We start from the raw sequence: 19,098 nt of genomic DNA on the forward strand, positions 1-19,098 counted from the left end.
AGCAGGAACCATGCCAGCCCATGGTGCCAGACACATATATAAGGCTATGTTTTACTGAATAAATTTTTATTTTCTGGATGGGGAAAACATCTAGAAGCCATGGAGCCCCCAGTTTAGAGAAGAAAGCGGGGAGGAAAATCCCCGACTTGTCCCGACTCGTCCCCCTTTAAAAAAGGGGGAATAAGGGGGATTTGTTTCCGTTCCCGACTTTTTATATTTGTTCTTATGCAGAAAACAATACGGAGAAAATCCCCCTGTGTCCCCCTTTTATAAAGGGGGATAATACGGGAATCAGTAGATTACGCGTGCATTTCCGGGCGGGTTTGTTGAAGGTGGCCCATGAAGAAGGTGTTTTCTTTTTCGCGTTCTCTTTGACTTAAATAAGCCCCATTTCGTGAATAACCGCGGGCGCCACCGTAAATTTCGGTGTTGCCGGGCGCATAGTCATAGGAAGCTTGGGCGACGTAACGTTCTAAACCTCGAACATAGCGCAAGGAATCATCGGCTTTAACTTCCTTGGGTTCATAAACGGGAAGGGCAGCATCCAAACGACTGCCATTTTGGGCGACAAATTTATCCAAAGTGACTACTTCACGTTCACCAATATTTTCCACATTTTCATCCGCATCTTCGCAAAGAGTAAACCCACCGCAAATCATGTCATTAAACAAGTTTTGCTGTGACCTGCGGAAAGCAGAGGCCACACCTGAGGCACCTTCTTGCATTGTATCAGCCGCTGATTCCGCGGTGCCTTTATTCATGGCTTTTCTTAATTCTTTGGAAGTACGGGCCAAACCTTCTCGGGCCCCAAATTTTTTCTTGTTTTCCAATCGCTTCTCAGTGGCCACATAGCGCGCTACAGCTTGTTCCACCACTTTGACATTGGGTTTAACAGCCTCACTGGCCACTCGTTGTTTCCCTTGGGCTACTTGTTCTTCAGCTGTGCGGTGAGAATTAAGTGCTTGTTTAACGGGGCTTTCAGGCTTTTTTCCCTCCGCTTTAGGGCTGGTTTTGGCATAACCATTGGCTCGGGCGTCATCGTGCTTGGCCAAATCGCCTGCTTTTACAGTGGGGACTTTGGGAGCTTGCACAACAACCTCAGATTTAGCTCCTTTAAACCATAAATCTTTTAATCCTTTATTGTCTTTTCGCCCTTTTTCAGCGGAGCTTTGGGTATCGGCTGTGGCCAAATTTTTTGTTATCAAGGCCAGGGTTTCTTGGCCATCCTTCATCATTTCCGACAAAATTTGTTTTTGCTCGGTCGATAATCCACGGGGATTGACATTTTTTAAAGCTTGAAGAGTTTGTTTAATCTGAAAAGAAGAAGCTCGCGTCCTGGCCTTACGGGCGGCCAGTTTCTTTTCTTCTTCTTCATTATTTGTCTGAAAAGTACTGCTAAGTGTTTCACCACATTGGGCTGAAAGTAATTGCGACTCTTCCAAACCATTATTAAGAAGACCCTGCACCGAATTAAACAGGGCATTGGGGTCTCTTACTGAACCATCCGGGTTTAAGTATTGAGAAACAGGAATTTTGGGAGTGGGAGGAGCCGGGTTTTTGGAAGTAGAACTTGGAACATGGCTTTCAGTGCCATCGGCGTTTGTAACATTGGCATCCTCAGGAGTGTAAGTTTGCGTATGAATTGAATCCAGATCAGAATCTGCAGAACCTTCCGAACCGGCAGCCGGAGGAGGAGTTTCGGGGGTACTTCCCGCTGCATCAGCACCTGTTGTCGCTGCGGCTGCATCTGTGGGAGGAGCAGGAGGAGGAGCATCTGCGGCAGGAGGCGCTGGCTCGGCAGCTGGTTGGGGAATATTAGTGTCAATTACTGGTGCCATAAATTAATCTCAACCCCTGATAATGCAGGCCCCATGCCAAGATAGAGGGATTAAATTTAATATAAAACTCATGTAATTATTTGGCTTTTTTATAATTTAAAAATTGGAGCGCTGCATCCAAAGTAGGTTTCTAGGCCTCAAAAACCTGAAATTGGGGAGTGGGAACCTCGGGATCTTTTTTGTTTATACGGACATGAGCAAGTCGAACCATGATTCTCGGCATCAAGCGAGTGATGGTTCGACGGAGCTCACCATGTCCGATTGTTTTTAAAAAGGATTTTTTAGGATGATTTCCTGGCCACGCTCCGGGCCCAAGGAAAGAAGGATCACAGGGATTTGCAAGGCTTCTTCAATTTTTTTGACAAAGTTTTTTACACCGTCTGGCATTTGATTCATGTTTTTTAAGGGGGTTAATTCTTCACTCCATCCTGGGCATTCATCATAGACCGGCTGGCAGCGGTCGAGTTGTTCCAAATTACAGGGAAGCTCGTCAATCACCTTGCCATCCAAGGTGTAATGGGTGGCTATTTTGATGGTTTTAAAACCAGAAAGCACATCCAGCTTGGTAATCACCAAGCCCGTCAATCCATTCACACGCACCGCATGACGAAGCACCACAAGGTCAAGCCATCCACAACGCCGCGTACGTCCCGTGGTTGAACCAACTTCATGGCCTTTGGTTTGTAATTGTTTTCCTGTTTGGTCATTTAATTCTGTGGGGAAAGGCCCCATGCCCACGCGTGTGGTATAAGCCTTGGTCACCCCGATAACTTCATCAATAAAAGTAGGACCAATGCCTGCACCCGTCAGCGCTCCTCCAGCCACGGTGTTTGAGGAGGTCACAAAAGGATACGTGCCATGGTCCACATCAAGGCTTGTACCTTGGGCCCCTTCAAACAAGATATTTTTTCCTTCACGAATGCGTTTGTGAATTAAAATAGATGTGTTGGCAACGTAAGGTTTGATGTCAGTATACATGTCCAAATAGGAATGATAAATTTCATCAACGTCAAAAGGACGAGTCTGAAACATTTTCATGAGTCGCTCGTTGCGGCGTTCTAGCAAGGCCTCCAGCTTTTCACGAAAAACTTTTGGGCTTTCCAAATCACACATCCTGATCCCCTTGCGCGCCATTTTATCTTCGTAAGCAGGGCCAATGCCACGTCCGGTGGTGCCAATTTTATTTCTGCCCTTTCGTTCTTCACGCAACACATCCAGCCGGCGATGGTAGGGCATGATAAGATGGGCTTGATCACTAACCACCAACTGGCTCTTTTGTTTCAGAAGTCCCCTGGCCTTAAGGCCTTCTACTTCCTTTAAGAAAACTTCGGGATCCAAGACAACACCATTACCAATGACACATTCAACCTCTGGCCGAAGAATTCCGGAAGGAATAAGATGCAACACCGTTTTTTCACCATTCACCACAAGGGTGTGCCCGGCATTATTGCCCCCTTGAAACCGCACCACGACATCGGCATTTTCGGTCAACAGGTCAACGATTTTACCTTTGCCTTCATCACCCCACTGGGTTCCTACGATAATGACTCGTGACATGAATTTGCAGTAGGGGCGAAAAATTTTTCGCCCCTACATAAGGAATGAGAGAATTTATAACACCACTTTTTGCACTGAAACAATACCGGGCACTTTTTTGATTTCATCAAGAACATCGGTATTAACGATGCCCCCCACACTATAAAACGCCATGGCCTGTTTTCCGGCCAAACCAAGTTGCAAGCGCGAAATATTGATCTTATGCTTGGCCAACAGAGTCCCGACATTTCCAACAACTCCGGGGGTATCCTGGTTGCGGATGATTAAAATGCATCCTTCGGGAACGGCCTCAAAATCGTATTCATTCACACGAATGATACGCGGGTGGGTTTTCCCAAAAATGGTTCCTGCAACAATCTGCTCTTTGTCTTTAAATTTAAGTTTCACGGTAATCAGGGACGAGAAATCTTCGTGATCACTTATCTTCATTTCTGTAACTCGTATACCACGTTCTTTGGCAATGCTGGGAGCATTGACCAAGTTGACACTATCATCTCCCAGAATGGGTTTTAACACCCCTCGTAAAACCGAAACCATGATGGGAGCCCCCGGCAACCTGCTTAACTCGCCGGTAAGTTCTACGACAATTTCAGTGGGCGATTCGGTGGCCAATTGTCCCTGAAGACTGCCCAATTTTTCAGCCAGAGGAAGAAAGGGAGCCAAAGCTTTCATGATTTCACCGGAAACCGAGGGGAAATTGACCGCATTTTGCACCGTCCCCGTGGTCAAATAGGCCACAATCTGATGAGCCACATCCAAAGCCACATTTTCTTGCGCTTCTTCAGTAGCAGCCCCCAAGTGAGGAGTACAAATAACCTGATCAAGCTTAAGCAAGGGATGGTTTGGGTCAACCGGCTCTTTGGCAAACACGTCAAGGGCCACACCCGCCACCTGGCCAGAGCTAATGGCATCGGCGAGATCAAGTTCATTAATAATGCCTCCACGCGCGCAGTTGATAATGTAAACCCCTTTTTTCATCTTGGCAAAAGTGTCTTTGTTCAAAAGATTGGCTGTTTTTTCAGTTTTGGGAATATGGAGGGTGATGTAATCGGCATCTTTAAAAAGAGTATCCAGATCAACCTTGGTGACACCGATTTTTTCAGCAACTTCGTCGGTCAAAAAAGGATCAAAGGTGATCACATTCATGCGCAACCCCTTGGCGCGATCGGCCACAATTTTACCAATGTTGCCGCAACCGATAACCCCCAAGGTTTTTTCGTAAAGTTCGCTCCCCATGAAACGGTTTTTTTCCCACTTGCCGGCTTTAATGGAAGCCGTGGCTTGGGGAATCTGGCGGGTAAGGGCACACATCATTGAAATGGCATGTTCTGCCGTGGTTACCGTGTTGCCAAAGGGGGTGTTCATGACAATGATGCCCTTTTTGCTGGCAGCCGCCACATCGACATTGTCCACACCAATGCCCGCACGGCCAATCACCTTAAGCTTTCCGGCACACTCCAAAATGTCGGCTGTTAATGTGGTGCCGCTGCGGATGGCAATGGCATCGGCTGTTTTGATGGCTTCTTTAAGTTTGGGAATGTCTTTTCCAAGGCCTGGTTGGTAGTCAACCTGAACCCCTTGGGCCCTTTTGAAAATGGCCAAACCGGCTTCGGATAATTTATCGGAAATTAATACACGCATCATTTTTATGCTCCTCCTACAACTTCCATCGCTCGGGCCACACCTTTACCCAGTTCAAACTTGTAACCCATTTTAGCCATCGCCATTTCAATGGCCGACCAAACGGTGATCATATCCATGGCATCGTAATAACCCAAATGACCGATACGGAAAATCTTCCCCTTGGCGGCATCTTGCCCGCCGGCAATGGTCATATTGAATTGATTGCGCAAAATTTTCACAATATCCCCGGAATTCATTCCTTCAGGGCCATAAATAGCGGTGATTGAATCAGCCGGTGATTCGGGCGCAAACAGTTTCAAGCCCACAGCCTTGGCCGCCTCACGTACGCTACTAGCCATGATACGATGACGCTTGAAAATATTTTCCAAACCTTCTTTTTGCATGTTTTGAAGAACCACACGCAACCCCTGAATAAGGCTTACAGCGGGTGTCCAGGCGGTGGTATTTTCCAGGATATTTTTCTTTTCGGTTTTAAAATTGAAATAAAATTTTGGCAGATCGCTCTTTTCAATGAAACCCCAGGCTTTCTGGCTTACGGCTGCAAAGGAAAGCCCCGGAGGTAATTGAAGCGCTTTTTGGGAACCCGAAACCAAAACATCAATACCCCACTGGTCCATGGGAAGGGGGAACACACCCACACCGGTAATGCCATCAACGACTAAGGCTGTTTGATCAAATTTTTTGACAATGGCGGCAATCTCTTGGATGGGGTGAGCCACACCAGTAGAAGTTTCGGAGGCCTGCACAAAGACTGCACGATAGTCTTTTTCCTTGAGTTTTGCTTCAATCTCACTGGCTTTGACTGCCTGACCCCACTGGACCTTGATAACATCATGTTCCAAACCATACGCCTTGCAAATTTTCCACCAACGCTCACCAAACTTGCCTCCATCCACAACCAGGGCACGATCTCCCTTGGACATTAAATTGACAATGGAGCCTTCCATGGCCCCGGTACCGCTGGCAGCAAAAATAAGAACTTCTTCCTTGGTTTGAAACAACCACTTTAAGCCGGCTCTTACTTCTTCAATTACTTTTTCAAAGGCGGGAGTGCGGTGGTGCCAAATGGGTTTGGCCATCTCGGTTAAAACATCTTCGGGAACAGGGGTGGGACCGGGAGCATAAAGGCGGTATTTCATGGAAAGTTATGAGTTATGAGTTATGAGTTATGAGATTTAAAAAAATTCTCCTTCTCATAAATCACTTGTCATAACTCAGCTTATAAAATTGTAATGAAACCTTCCACTTTAACAGGCCCAAAGGGCCGTTGAAGGGGAGGCTCCATCTGGCTTTGCCAGTGGAGGGGGCGACGCGAGCCCCTAAAAAATGTTGCGGGGCTTGGATTTGAACCAAGGACCTTCGGGTTATGCTTACCACGACAACTTTCGTTGCTCCTTAAAATTTAAGAATTCGTGGCCTGGACTTTACCTTCACCATACCATCTCATAGAGATGTTTTAGGTGCCTGCCATCAAGTCTCTACACCTTCTCAACCAATTTTAACATTGGCTGAGCTTGGCTCGGGATTACCCTGCTAACGGCTTCCCCGAGTTTGACAGGTTTTCGTACAAAAGTTTCCTTCTGTACAGCCCACTGCGAAATTAATTTCCAAGCGTCACGATAGCTTGCAGAAGCTGGCTTCCTTTGGCGCTTGGAGGCTTCGACTAAGTGAATTTCACTGCCGTAGCCAATAAATACCTTACTAGGGAAAACATAGAAGAGATCTAATTCCTCTATGTAAACAAGAGCAAAGTCAAAATCACTGGAAAGATAATTTTTACGAACCATCTTTCGCCGATTTGTTTTGGTTCGACGATTATCGACAACATAATTGCCTTTAATACGGTCAAACCAAGCTGACTTCACCTGGACCTTGGAAAGCACACCATTAATATCGAAAACCAGGTCATAGCTTAACCTGTCTCCGATGGGCTTGAGTACCCCCCAACCCCGCTTCAATGAATGAAGCACGGTGGCCTGTTCAGCCAGATCACCCTTTAGCTTGGTATCCATGTCAATTTCGCGGATCGAGCCCGACGAGCTACCGGACTGCTCTACCCCGCGGTAAATAGGGGTTGCTTATATTGTTTTAAGGCAAGGGGTGTCAACGTTATTGTTTGGGATGTTTTAAAAAAAGTTTTTCGGGAAATTATTCCGGACAAAATTTTATCTCTTGCCCCTGGCAAAACAGTCATGTTACCAAAGTAAAATGCTTACACATCACCAGAATCGTTTGGGTTTCACCCCTGAACACGAAATTTTTCGCAAAACAGTCCGCACTTATGTTGAAAAAGAATTACTCCCCTATAAAGAAAAGTGGGAATCCGAAAAATCAGTCCCGCGGGATGTGTTCAAAAAACTGGGAGATCAAGGTTTTTTAGGAATTACTCACGACCCAAAGTATGGGGGAAGTGGATGCGATTATTGGTACAAAGTGGTCTTTGCCGAAGAAATGCTTGCCTGCCGCATGCATGGCTTTGTCATGGATGTGTTTGTGCAAACCGACATCACCACACCCGCCATTGCCAAATTAGCCACCGAAGAACAAAAACAGGAAGTCCTTGTTCCTGCTATTAAGGGCGAAAAAATTCTTTCCTTGGGGGTTACTGAACCAAATACGGGTTCCGATGTGGCTCACATCCGCACTACGGCCAAAAAAGAGGGGGACTATTATATTGTGGATGGGGCCAAAATGTTTATCACCAACGGGTCGCGCGCCGACTATATTGTCCTGGCTGTCCGCACCGGAGGTGCACTCAAGGAAAGCTGGAATAATGCCCACCAAGGTATTAGTTTTCTTATCTTTCCCACCAAGGATGAAAAAGGAAATACGACTCCCGGATTTTCTGTGGGCCGCAAATTAAAAAAGATGGGAAACGATTCCTCTGACACCGCGGAACTTTCTTTTCAAGGGTGCCGTATCCATAAAAGATATTTGCTGGGTGAGGAAAATCGCGGTTTTTATTACATCATGCAAAACTTCCAGGGGGAACGGCTGATCGCCGCCATTATGGGCACCGCAAGCTGTCGCATGATGTTAGAAGACGCCCTGGCCTATGGCCGACAAAGAGAAGCCTTTGGACAACCCATCATCAATTTCCAAGTATGGCGCCAACGCTTTGCCCAAAGCTGGGCTGAGACTGAAGCTTGCCAAGAATTAACTTATCGCGCATGCGATCTGTTTAACCGTAACATCCCCTGTGTTAAAGAAATATCGATGGCCAAATTAATTTCTTCAGAATTGGCCAATAAGATTGCCTATGAATGCACCCAATTTTTTGGGGGTATGGGTTACATGCAAGAAACGGACATCTCCCGCTTCTACCGCGATGTGCGTTTGTTATCCATTGGGGGTGGCACCAGCGAAATCATGCGCGAGATCATCGCCAAGAGTCAGGGGTTTTAGAATTAGCTCTACTCTCCCGTGTTATCCCCCTTTAAAAAAGGGGGTATGGGGGATTTGTTCCCGTAACCAATGCCCGCAACCGTTTCTGAACATACCCACAGGAACGTCGATAAAAACGGAAACAAATCCCCCTTAGTCCCCCTTTTTTAAAGGGGGAAATCATACGAGGAATAATAAAATGCTCAAAACAAACGAAAAAAATCTTCCTCAAGTGGCCCTTCAGGGCGGAATTATTCCTCCCATTGCTTTTGGATGGGAAGTCTGCCGCGATGGACAAGCTGTCATGCTTCCTTCGGTAGGAGGTATTACCTACAATATTTTGATAGGAGACTCGGTTTATGATTTTGTCGGGGACCATCTGGAATCTGGGGTTTCCTCCATTGCCGGCGGGTTTAACGACCGGCGCACAGCCAACCCTAATTTAAGTTACAATGTTTATAGTTGTGTTGGAAACGAAGCCACCCTTCTTTCAGGAGCCGCCAAGAGGAAAAAAGGAACAGTGGTTGGCCACCATGGTGGCGTGGAGCATGTCATCATCGATTTCCCCCAAGCCGTGTTAGAAAAATTAACTTATGACGACAAAATCCTTATTCGCGGCACGGGTCAGGGATTAAAACTTATAGACTACCCCACAATCACCCTCACCAGCCTTTCCCCCAAACTACTCCACAAAATTCCCGTCAAAGCGGGGAAAGATTTCATTTCCGTGCCCGTGGTCGCCCATGCCCCGGCAAGCCTTATGGGTTCTGGTTTGGGTCATAACGATTCGTTTAAAGGGGACTACGACATTCAGACGAGCGATCCACAAATCATCAAAAAATATAATTTGGACAAATTACGTTATGGGGATTTGGTCGCCATTATTGACCACGAATCAACCTATGGATGGTCCTACAAGACAGGAGCTGTTTCCATTGCCGTTGTCGTGCATGGGAATTCTTATTTGGCAGGCCACGGCCCCGGAGTTCAGACTATTATGACCTCAAGGGATGGACACATTAAACCCATTGTGGATGCGGGTGCCAACATTGGGCGCTATTTGGGAATTGGAAGGTTTAAAAAACGGTAAGGGCGTTTTACGGAAGTATCAGCCCTTCTGTAAGGGCAATTCATGAATTGCCCTTACAAAATCAAAACCAATGTTTTCTATTCTTATGCTCACATTCCTTTTACAAACAGGCTCCATAGCCCCCGACTTCACCCTGCCCTCACAAGAAGGAAAAAATGTTTCTTTAAGTGATTTCAAGGGGCAGAACATCGTTCTTTATTTTTATCCGAAGGATGATACCCCCGGCTGCACCAAAGAAGCGTGTTCGTTTCGAGACCAATATGAAGTCTTTCGCAAAAAAGGAGCTGTTGTTTTGGGAGTAAGTTCCGATTCGGTGGCTTCCCATCAAAAATTTTCTCAAAAATATAAACTGCCGTTTTTGCTTTTGGCTGATTCCGACGGAAAAGTAAGAAAACTCTACGGCGTTAAATCAACCATGGGAATTATCCCCGGCAGAACCACGTTTGTGATTGATAAAAAGGGCGTCATCAAGCATGTTTTTTCATCCCAATTTCAGGCACAAAAACATATTGAAGAAGCATTAAAGGCGTTGGGAGAATGAATATGCCCCACTTTCCACTATTCATCAATCTTACACAAAAAAACATTTTAATTGTTGGTGCCACCACTTTGGCCAAGGACAAAATCAAACGCCTTTTACCCTTTGTAAAAAAAATCACTATTGTCGCCACACGCATTGATCCAGAAATACACGACATGGCCCAAAGCGCGCCCTTGACAATCCATCAGCGTGAGTGGGCCATGGAAGATTTAAAAGGAATGGATATGGTCATTGTGGCGGCCAGTGAGGCCGATCTTCAAAAAGAGATTTTTTCGGCCTGCACCAAAAAACGCATCTTGTGCAATACAGTGGATGTCCCCAAGTATTGTCATTTTTTCTTCCCCGCCCTTATTACCCGCGGCGATCTATCCATCGGCATTTCCACGGGCGGAAAAGCCCCCGCCGTTTCCAAAAAAGTAAAGGAATACATTGATGGCATGCTTCCCAAAAACCTGGATGACGCCGTGTCCCAGTTGATTTCATTACGAACCTCGCTGGAACCCGGCATTGAACAAATGAAAAAAGTCGCTGAATGGACCGGCAAGGTTTTAAAAGAGATTTTGAAATAATGGCCGAAAAAAATCCAGCCTACCATGTCATCACTTTTGAAATAAAAATAGACGTTTTGGAACCCCTTCAGGGGATTCTCTACCAACAGGGGGCCTTGGGACTTGAAGAATTGCCTTCTGACAAAAAGGATTATGTCATTATTAAAGCCTACTTCGATGCCAAAGAACCTCTGAGTCAGTTTTTGGATTCTTTTCCTGTAAGGGCAATTCATGAATTGCCCTTACATGCCACCACCATCACCCTTCAATCCATCAAACAAAATATTGTTCCCTTCGAACCCTTGGAACTTATTCCAGGCACATGGATTGTGCCTCCGAAGGATATGAATCAATCTCATTTAGAAATCCCCGATGTTCACTCTATCATCATCCGGCCCGGGATGGCTTTTGGGACGGGAAGGCATGAGACCACACAGTTAGTGGCGGAAATATTTGTAGGGGCGCTGCTTGCTGCGCCCTATTTTGTTCAATCACGGGCGCAGCAAGCTGCGCCCCTACGAAAACAAATACAATCCGTACTCGATGTGGGGTGTGGTAGTGGCATTTTGGCTCTTTTTGCAGCGCAAAATGGAATTTCCAAAGTAGATGGTGTTGAAATTGATCCCCAAGCCCTTAATAACGCCCGTGAAAACATCGCCCTCAACAATCAAAACCATATTCAACTTTATCAAAATTTGAAGGAAGTGCCCGATTGTTACGATTGTCTTTTGGCTAATATTTTGGCTTCAACCCTTATTTATTTAAAAGAAGAACTTCTTTCAAAGATAAACAAGGGTGGATTTCTTATTGCCTCAGGCATTACTGTTGAAGAAGCCCAAAGCTTTGAACCTTATTTCGCCCGGCTTACGTTAATAAAAAAAGTCCAAAAAAAGGAATGGTTGTGTTATTGCTTTCAAAACAATGATTAAATGTTTTTTCCCCATGCGAATTAAAAAAGTCATCCTGAAAATTTTCTTGATAAGCTTTTTTGCCGTTTTATCTTCTTCACTGGCTATGGCCAGAGCCCCTTCCAATTCCAGAACAGATTCTTCTTCCCGAACACCTTCGACCAAAAAAAGTAAATACATTGAATCCGAAACCGGGCTGAACATTCCTTCCATGGGCATTGCCATTGATGCCATTTATCAACCTGAACTTGATAATTTGATTCCTGGCTACAAAATATTAAACATTGTCCTTACCAATAAAAGTTCCCAGAATATTCAACTTAATCCCAATAAAGACCGATGGATTGTTCGTGACAATGTCGACAAAAAGCATATTGCCATTAATCATCTTCGTTTTTTGGGAGAAAAAGTGTGGGAAGAAATATCTGCCGACCTTAGAAACAAACTGGAATATCCTCAAATTGTCCGTAGCGGCAACAACACCAAAATTGATGTGTTTTTTCCAGCCACCACCAATCTGGCCAATTTTAGATCCTTTGAATGGAAATCCTTCTTTTTCAAAAAAGAATTTCTCCTGACAAACCCCTTGGAAAAAGATTTGAAGCTTGATGACCTCACCCGACCCACAACACAATCGATCACCCTTTCCAATGTGAAATATGATGGGAAAACCCCAGAAGAACCTAAAGTAAAAAAAGAATCCCCTCCTCCGGCTTTTGATCCCAAACTGGATGATTTCTCAATTACGGTGGATTAAACTTACCACACGCCACTCCTCCACTCCCCAAAGCAACACAAATGGTTTTGCCCCGGTTTGTGACATCCACTCCAAAAGTGGCGCCCACTTCCCAGGCATGAATCAGTTTTGGTTTGGCAGGATGGGTCATATCAAAAAAACTAACGCCAAAAGCATGGGGCAACAACAATGTGTTCCCCCCCATGGAAAAAGAAAGTCCCATGAATTGATTTTTGTCCATGGCAAGCTTGTTTAAGATGGAAGCCACCGTGATATTGGGAAGTATATTCATGACCGCAACACTGACCTGCCCTTGATCCGTCTTGTAAAAAACATAGGCCGTTTTTTGGTGGGGTGCCAGACGAACACCCAGAGCTTGAAAGCCGGGCTTTATGGCAGGTATTGTTGTTGATAAGGCCAGCTTGTTAAGTCCCAAGCCAAAATCAAAAACACAAACACCTTTTTCTCCACAAGCAGCCAACACTTTGTTCTGCAAAGGAAGAGCTTCTATAGAAAAAAGAGGGGGGGTTTTCAATTCAGCCAATTTCTGAATTTTCTTTCCTAAAGTATAAACAGACAAACTTCCTTCCGAAACCCCATTTGACTTGTTTTTGGCCAAAAAGAGAGCCTGTTGATCTCCAATAACCGCATAGGCCATGGCCTGGATTTTTTGAGCCGGCAAAGCCAACATCGAGGATGAACTAAAATCTGAAGAAACCTGGTAAATTTTTCCGGTATCCTCGCTAAAAGCCCAAAAGGATCCCCCGCCATAAGCCATGATACGGGCTTGGGCTGGCAAATTTTTTATTGTATGGGATAAAATTTCAATAGGATCGGACTTGATGGAAGGAACAATAAAAAATCCCTTATCCCCTCTTAAATAAGCCCGTTCCCCTGCCAACAAGATACTAGAAATTCGGCCGGGCAGGGAAAGTTCGGCACTTTTGGAAAGTTTTTGTACCGTCTTGGCTCCCCCTTGAAACGCCAAAGGGGTCCTGCCTTTTAAAGAGCTTTCTTCCCCGGATTCTGCCTGATGATAAAGAGAAACCCCATTTTCATGGGCAACAACCACTTTGTCATTTTTGGCATCAAGAGAAATGATGTTTGCCTTATCCGCCAAGGAAAGAACGGAACCCTGTTTTGTCACTAAATCAAAATTGAAAACCTGATCGGGATTTTTCCAAAAAATAATTTTGTTATTTTTTATATCAGGCGAAAAATCATCGGCCGACTCCCCTAAAGCATACAAACGGCCTAGATCAGAAATGCCACCGGAGCCGGACAAGGGAACCAACTGAAGCCAATCTAAAGACTGTGTGGAAGGATTTTTAACAAGAACCACTAAAAAAGCCGCTTTTTGTTCTTCCCAAACATCCAAAAGAACAAAAGGCTTGTCAAAAGGAATTTCGGACAAGACAGAAAAATCAGCCTCTCGCACCACCTTAATGCGATTCTCTTCAGCGAGATAATAATACCCTTGATAAGCGACAAGATTGGATACTTCCTTAACAGGCAATTCGGAAATTAAAACCATATCCGTTACCGAATTGAGGGCATACATTTGGACTTTGTCAGAAGCAGCAACAAAGGCATAAATCTGGTTTTTAGAGTTTTTAAAAAAATGAACGGTTCCCAACATCGCTACCGAACCCAAAGAACTTATCTGGAAGGAGGCATCCATTTCAAAAACTTCCAGGATGTTTCCCAACTCTGCCAGATAAAACCTTGTCTTGCCGTCGGTAAGGCCACACGCAGCTTGATAAACAGGAGCCTTTGTAAATTGTGCCGCTAATGTTTTTAGATTTTCATCCAAAACCGATATTTTTTGATGAGACCCCATCAGCACCACGCCACAATCGTAAGAAATAAAATGGGGCATCCCTCCAAACCGAACGATACTATCGAGCAAGCCCGCAAGATTGCTGACAAGGGCACTAGGAACCTGGGGCATTGTTTCCGGAGCAACAACAGCTGGCTCTGGATTGGGAAGCGCTTCTTGGGAATCAGAATCCGGAACCGGGGTTGGGATGTCTTCCGGAACTTGATCTAAAGCTTCCGCTTCCACCTGGCCAAAAGATACTTGAGCTTCATCCGGAAGAGAAAGAGAGGAAGGCAGACTTTTTTGTGCGGACGTTTTATTTTCCTTTTTGGATTTCTGATCTTCCTTATCAACCAAGCCCCACTTGGCTAAATGACGCGTCACAAGATTTTTTACTGAGTTTAAAGAATCACAACTCGTTCCAAGAAATACAAAAAGAATCAAAAAAAGAGCTGACCGTTTCATAGGCAAGATTGATTCGTTCAAATTTTTAAAAGAATCAATAATTTTGCATTGTAGGGGGCACTTTCAAGCGCGTCAATAAAATTGAAAAATCTGCAATCCTTCAGTTACGGAAATTCGGGAACAAATCCCCCTGACCCCCTTTTTTAAAGGGGGATGAACCAGGAAAATATAATTTTTTTTCTTCTTCTACCCATCCCCCTTTAAAAAGGGGGATTAAGGGGGATTTTCTCCGTGCCCGTTTCCACAAATGCCTAAGTACCTTTTGCCACCAATGACTGAAGCTTTACAAAATTTCCAGTCATCGATTGACCCCTCACGAAGTTTTCGTTAACGTCTATAGCTATGGTTTGCATTTGGATCTTTTTGATTCTACTTTATCTTACCCCTTTATGCTTGGTTGCTTTCAAACTTTTTTCATTTTTATGGCTTCTTCTTTCTTATCCCTTACGCCTCACCCGAAACATCATGGGGATCAAACGCCGACAAAGGGACGATCACAACTTAAAAGGTCCCGATTTCTTGGGCAAAATTAATTACCTCCTGGGCAACTATGAATATATCATTCGCTCCCCACGAAACTACAGCTTGGGCTTTGTTGTTACCGCTTACCTTATTATTACAAACATTCGCTCGCTCATTCATAATCAAGCCCCTGGAGAAAACCAAATTTATCCTCTTATTCTTCTTATTCTTACCTTTTACACCATCCATCACGAAATTCTTACAAATCTTAAAATGGCCGAAATTCTGCGTACCAATCCATCGCTTCATCCACGCCTCTTTTTCGACATTTACAAAAATCTTTTGGGGCCGTTTTTTTATTCCATTCCGGAAAAAATGGAGACCATCTCCCCCCTGGGAATCCAGTTTGGGCAAACAGGGCGTAGCCAAAAAAGTATAAAACCAACGCTCAATTTTATCGGCGACACGGCTCATTTGGCCCATGTTTGTTTAAAAGCCCTCAAATATGTGGGCCATGAATATGCCCGTGAAGTCTTTGATCCGTTTGCTTCCATGTGGGGTAAACGCCTTCTGCAGGTGGTAGGCGCTCAATTTGAGATAATAGGTTCTGAAAAACTGCAAAATCTCACAGGCAAAAATATTCTCGTCTTCAATCACAAAAGCCAGCTTGATTTCATCCTGGCCTTTTTTGCGCTAAGCCATATCCGGCTTGCTTCAAAAAGAGGGGTTAAAGTCCGTTTCATTACTGCCAAGGACCATTTTTTGGATAATCCCTTTATTTATGATTTTTTAGGTGTGGGAAGGCTTATCGAAGCCGTCGACATGGTTTTTATTGAAAGGAAAAAAGCCAAGCAAGGCGTGGCTGATCTTGGGCAGGCCGCTTCTTTTCTGGCGCGCAAGGACATTGATCTTGCCATTTTTCCCCAGGGCACAAGAGCTGAAGGAAACGCGGATCGTTCGGGAAAACGGAGGGATTCAGGCTATTACACAACAGTTCCTCCCAAGGATATCGACAACGACATGGGGCATCTTCGAAAGGGAACGGCCTTTCTGGCAGTCAACTCACTTATTGAGTTGGCGAAAGTTGGAGAAAAAGAACTCAATCTTATCTTTGTAGGCATTAAGGGGACTGCCTCCATTTTGGCCAAGCAATCATTAAAATTTCAAACCGAAACCCAGGTCAATTTCAACGTGGGTGAAATTTTAACCCTGCCCACTTCCTTGGCAGAGGAACTGCGTCAGCCACTGGATATGGCCAATCCCCAAAGCCCCCAAGAAGAAAGCTATCTCCAGCTGGTGCAAAAAATTCATGAAGCCATCGACCTTCATTTAATCGACAGCCTGCATTTGCATGAGGGGTTAAAAAATCGCTACCTGATGGATTTGACAGCCCACTTTCAATATAGCCAAGACAAAGTAGATGCCATTACTAACAATTTAAATGACATGGGAGAAAAGCATCCTTCCATTCTTTATCAGGTGCTTGACCGTATTTACGCTTGCAAGCCGGAAGACTGGAATAGTTACCTATCCCTTTTATCCCAACTCCTTATTGAAGGAGCCCCGCGCGAAAAATTAAAAAAACTACGGCACGATATTACTCTGCACATGTTTGGCAGGCTGAAGACAAAACTGCATGGGAAGAAGATTGACCCGCAAAAAAGGGTTTGATACTAAATGCACATGAGTTCCAACAAAAAAGTGAGGCCATAACATCCTCATGTACACCAACGCCATTATCTGGAAACCGACGAAGGATCATCTCGAAAATTCCAATATCGCCCGCTTCATGAAAAAGAACGGGATTGCCGATGCCAAGACGCTCATTCAAAAATCTTCGGCAGACATCGAATGGTTTTGGAAGGCAGCGTTAGAGGATTTGGGCATCGAGTGGTTTCAGCCTTACACCAAGATTGTGGAAGGCGGCCTCCCCTGGGCTAAATGGTTTTTGAATGGCAAGATCAATATTGTTGCCAATTGCCTGGATCGTCACCAAAAAACTTCCATCAAAAATAAAACCGCTTTCATTTGGGAAGGCGACTGCGGCGCCACATCCAAAATCACTTACGGCGAGCTTCATCAAAAAGTTGCAGCGTTTGCCGCAGGGCTTCGTTCCTTGGATGTTAAAAAAGGCGATTGTGTCGCCCTCTACATGCCGATGATTCCCGAAATGGTCGTGGCCTTCTTCGCCATTTTAAAAATTGGCGCCACGGTCATCCCTATTTTTTCGGGTTTTGGGCCGGAACCAACGGCCATTCGCCTGGATGATGCCAAAGTAAAGGTGCTTATCACTGCCGATGGCGCCCTACGTCGCGGGAAAAAAGTTTCGATCAAGGAACAGGCCGATAAAGCGCTGACACAAGCCCCCTCGGTCAAACACGTCGTCGTGGCCAAAAGATTGTTCGAAAACATCCCTTGGACCGAAGGGCGGGATGTTTGGTTTGATGATCTTCTCACCCTCCCCCCTACCCCCCTCCCCTCGAGGGAGGGGGCCGGGGGAGGGGGTACAGAAATCCTGGACGCCGAAGATCGATCCCTTGTCATCTACACTTCAGGAACCACCGGAAAACCCAAGGGCACCGTGCATACGCACGCCGGATGCCTGGCACAGATGGTGAAGGAAGTGGCCTACACGATGGATTGTAAATCGGAGGACGTTTTCTTCTGGGTGAGTGACATTGGCTGGATGATGGGCCCGTGGGAATTAATCGGCGCAACACAACGCGGAGCCACGGTGGTGATTTTTGAAGGGGCGCCTGATTATCCACAGCCCGATCGCTTATGGGACATGGTGGAACGGCACAAGGTTTCTATTTTGGGAATTTCTCCAACCGCCATCCGTCTTCTTAAAAAAGCCGATTTGGAAAACGTGACCAAGCACGATCTTTCATCGCTGCGCATCCTTGGTTCCACCGGTGAAGCATGGGACCCTGAATCCTACATGTGGTATTTCAAAAACATCGGGGGCAAACGCTGTCCCATCATGAATATTTCGGGCGGCACTGAAATTGTCGGCTGCCACTTGGCTCCCCTCCCCGTTTCTCCGCTAAAAGCCTGCACGCTCGGGGGCCCGAGCTTGGGCATGGACGTCGATGTTTTTAACGAAGAAGGAAAATCAGTTCGTGGCGAGGTGGGTTACTTAGTGTGCAAAAAACCCGCACCCAGCATGACTAAAGGTTTTTTAAATGACCCCCAACGTTATTTGGACACTTACTTTTCCAAATGGCCAAACATTTGGAACCATGGTGATTGGGCGTTTGTCGATGAGGATGGCTTCTGGTTTCTGCGCGGACGCGCTGATGATGTGATCAAAGTCTCCGGCCACCGCACCGGCCCAGCAGAAATTGAATCCGCGCTCATGGATTCCCCCCTGGTCGCCGAATGTGCCGCCATCGGCGTTCCTCATGCCATCAAGGGTGAATCGATTGTCTGCTTTGTTGTGCTCAAAGATGTCGGGCAAGCTTCAGAAGACATCAAGAAAAATTTAAAGATTAAAGTCGGCGAGAAATTAGGAAAGACATTAACCCCGGACGAAATCAAATTCGTCAAAGCCCTCCCCAAAACACGTTCGGCAAAAATCGTGAGGGGAGCGATCAAAAAGAAATTTTTGGGGTTGCCGTTGGGGGATGTTTCTTCGGTGGAGAATTTGGAGGCGTTGGATGCGATTGGCTTGGTTCTTTAACAACACCTCGACCTGGATATCCGGGCACTTAAACTGTCAATAACCCCTCTTGCTCCGTCCACGTACACTTATAGATACAGGATGGTATGAAGCTACAAAAATCAGCGCGGAAGAAACCACAGTAAAACAAATCCTCGAAGATCAAATTCTTACTCAGGAAGAATTCACCAAATATGTGGAACTCATGTCTTGGGGATCCTGTCAAGGCATGAAAACTGGAGTTATTGAACCGAAAGAAGCCAAACATTTTTGGTTTCTTAAAGCAAAAGGGCAATTTGGTGAAGTGGCAAACATCTTAACAAAACATGGCTTTAAAGAGGGCCCTCTTTTTCAAGACCTTTCTCGCAACGTTACTTATGAAGACGTAGCCCTTAATGAAGTATCTTCATCGCATTTTGAATATCGTTATCTAGGAGCCTGTCGG

General features: G+C 45.4%; 14 protein-coding genes and 1 pseudogene. 9 read left to right on the forward strand and 6 right to left on the reverse strand.

Features of this window, described 5'->3' with window-relative positions:
• Positions 1–299: 299 nt before the first annotated feature.
• The 5 genes from A2048_01810 to A2048_01830 all read right to left on the reverse strand — a co-directional run bounded on the left by A2048_01810 (position 300) and on the right by A2048_01830 (position 7,051).
• A complete protein-coding gene (locus tag A2048_01810) occupies positions 300–1,838 on the reverse strand; it encodes a hypothetical protein (protein OGP10241.1) in 1,539 nt (512 codons plus the stop codon).
• 267 nt (positions 1,839–2,105) lie between these two features.
• Positions 2,106–3,395: an adenylosuccinate synthase gene (locus tag A2048_01815; GenBank protein OGP10242.1), complete on the reverse strand. Its 1,290-nt coding sequence runs from the start codon at positions 3,393–3,395 to the stop codon at positions 2,106–2,108.
• Between the two features lie 54 nt (positions 3,396–3,449).
• Positions 3,450–5,036, reverse strand: coding sequence for a phosphoglycerate dehydrogenase (locus A2048_01820; protein ID OGP10258.1), 1,587 nt, complete (start codon positions 5,034–5,036; stop codon positions 3,450–3,452).
• 5 nt (positions 5,037–5,041) lie between these two features.
• Complete coding sequence (locus A2048_01825) at positions 5,042–6,178, reverse strand: class V aminotransferase (protein OGP10243.1); 1,137 nt, start codon at positions 6,176–6,178, stop codon at positions 5,042–5,044.
• A gap of 339 nt (positions 6,179–6,517) precedes the next feature.
• A complete protein-coding gene (locus A2048_01830) occupies positions 6,518–7,051 on the reverse strand; it encodes an endonuclease (GenBank protein OGP10244.1) in 534 nt (177 codons plus the stop codon).
• Between the two features lie 196 nt (positions 7,052–7,247).
• On the opposite strand from A2048_01830, the gene A2048_01835 reads away from it, so the two are divergent.
• The 6 genes from A2048_01835 (at position 7,248) to A2048_01860 (ending at position 12,267) form a co-directional block, all read left to right on the forward strand.
• Positions 7,248–8,444: an acyl-CoA dehydrogenase gene (locus A2048_01835; protein OGP10245.1), complete on the forward strand. Its 1,197-nt coding sequence runs from the start codon at positions 7,248–7,250 to the stop codon at positions 8,442–8,444.
• 178 nt (positions 8,445–8,622) lie between these two features.
• The gene (locus A2048_01840) at positions 8,623–9,513 is read left to right on the forward strand and encodes a hypothetical protein (protein ID OGP10246.1); all 891 of its coding nucleotides are present in this window, start codon (positions 8,623–8,625) and stop codon (positions 9,511–9,513) included.
• An 85-nt stretch (positions 9,514–9,598) separates the two neighbouring features.
• A complete protein-coding gene (locus A2048_01845) occupies positions 9,599–10,054 on the forward strand; it encodes a peroxiredoxin (GenBank protein ID OGP10259.1) in 456 nt (151 codons plus the stop codon).
• A gap of 2 nt (positions 10,055–10,056) precedes the next feature.
• Positions 10,057–10,623: a hypothetical protein gene (locus A2048_01850; GenBank protein ID OGP10247.1), complete on the forward strand. Its 567-nt coding sequence runs from the start codon at positions 10,057–10,059 to the stop codon at positions 10,621–10,623.
• Positions 10,587–11,531 carry a hypothetical protein gene (locus A2048_01855; protein OGP10248.1) on the forward strand — a complete coding sequence of 315 codons (945 nt, stop codon included), beginning with the start codon at positions 10,587–10,589 and terminating at the stop codon, positions 11,529–11,531. The genes A2048_01850 and A2048_01855 overlap by 37 nt, the downstream gene beginning before the upstream one ends.
• Complete coding sequence (locus tag A2048_01860) at positions 11,524–12,267, forward strand: hypothetical protein (protein OGP10249.1); 744 nt, start codon at positions 11,524–11,526, stop codon at positions 12,265–12,267. The genes A2048_01855 and A2048_01860 overlap by 8 nt, the downstream gene beginning before the upstream one ends.
• Here the strand turns inward: A2048_01860 and A2048_01865 are convergent.
• Entirely contained in the window at positions 12,254–14,530 is a 2,277-nt protein-coding gene (locus A2048_01865) for a hypothetical protein (GenBank protein ID OGP10250.1), read from the reverse strand. The genes A2048_01860 and A2048_01865 overlap by 14 nt on opposite strands.
• Positions 14,531–14,872: 342 nt before the next feature.
• On the opposite strand from A2048_01865, the gene A2048_01870 reads away from it, so the two are divergent.
• The 3 genes and pseudogenes from A2048_01870 (at position 14,873) to A2048_01880 (ending at position 19,098) form a co-directional block, all read left to right on the forward strand.
• Positions 14,873–16,663 (forward strand): hypothetical protein, encoded by a 1,791-nt coding sequence (locus A2048_01870; protein OGP10251.1) that lies wholly within the window; start codon positions 14,873–14,875, stop codon positions 16,661–16,663.
• A 49-nt stretch (positions 16,664–16,712) separates the two neighbouring features.
• On the forward strand, positions 16,713–18,674 hold the full coding sequence (locus A2048_01875; protein ID OGP10252.1) for an AMP-dependent synthetase: 1,962 nt from the start codon (positions 16,713–16,715) through the stop codon (positions 18,672–18,674).
• Between the two features lie 49 nt (positions 18,675–18,723).
• Positions 18,724–19,098: pseudogene (locus A2048_01880) on the forward strand (hypothetical protein).

The organism is Deltaproteobacteria bacterium GWA2_45_12 (assembly GCA_001797365.1).
Lineage (GTDB): Bacteria > UBA10199 > UBA10199 > UBA10199 > UBA10199 > UBA10199.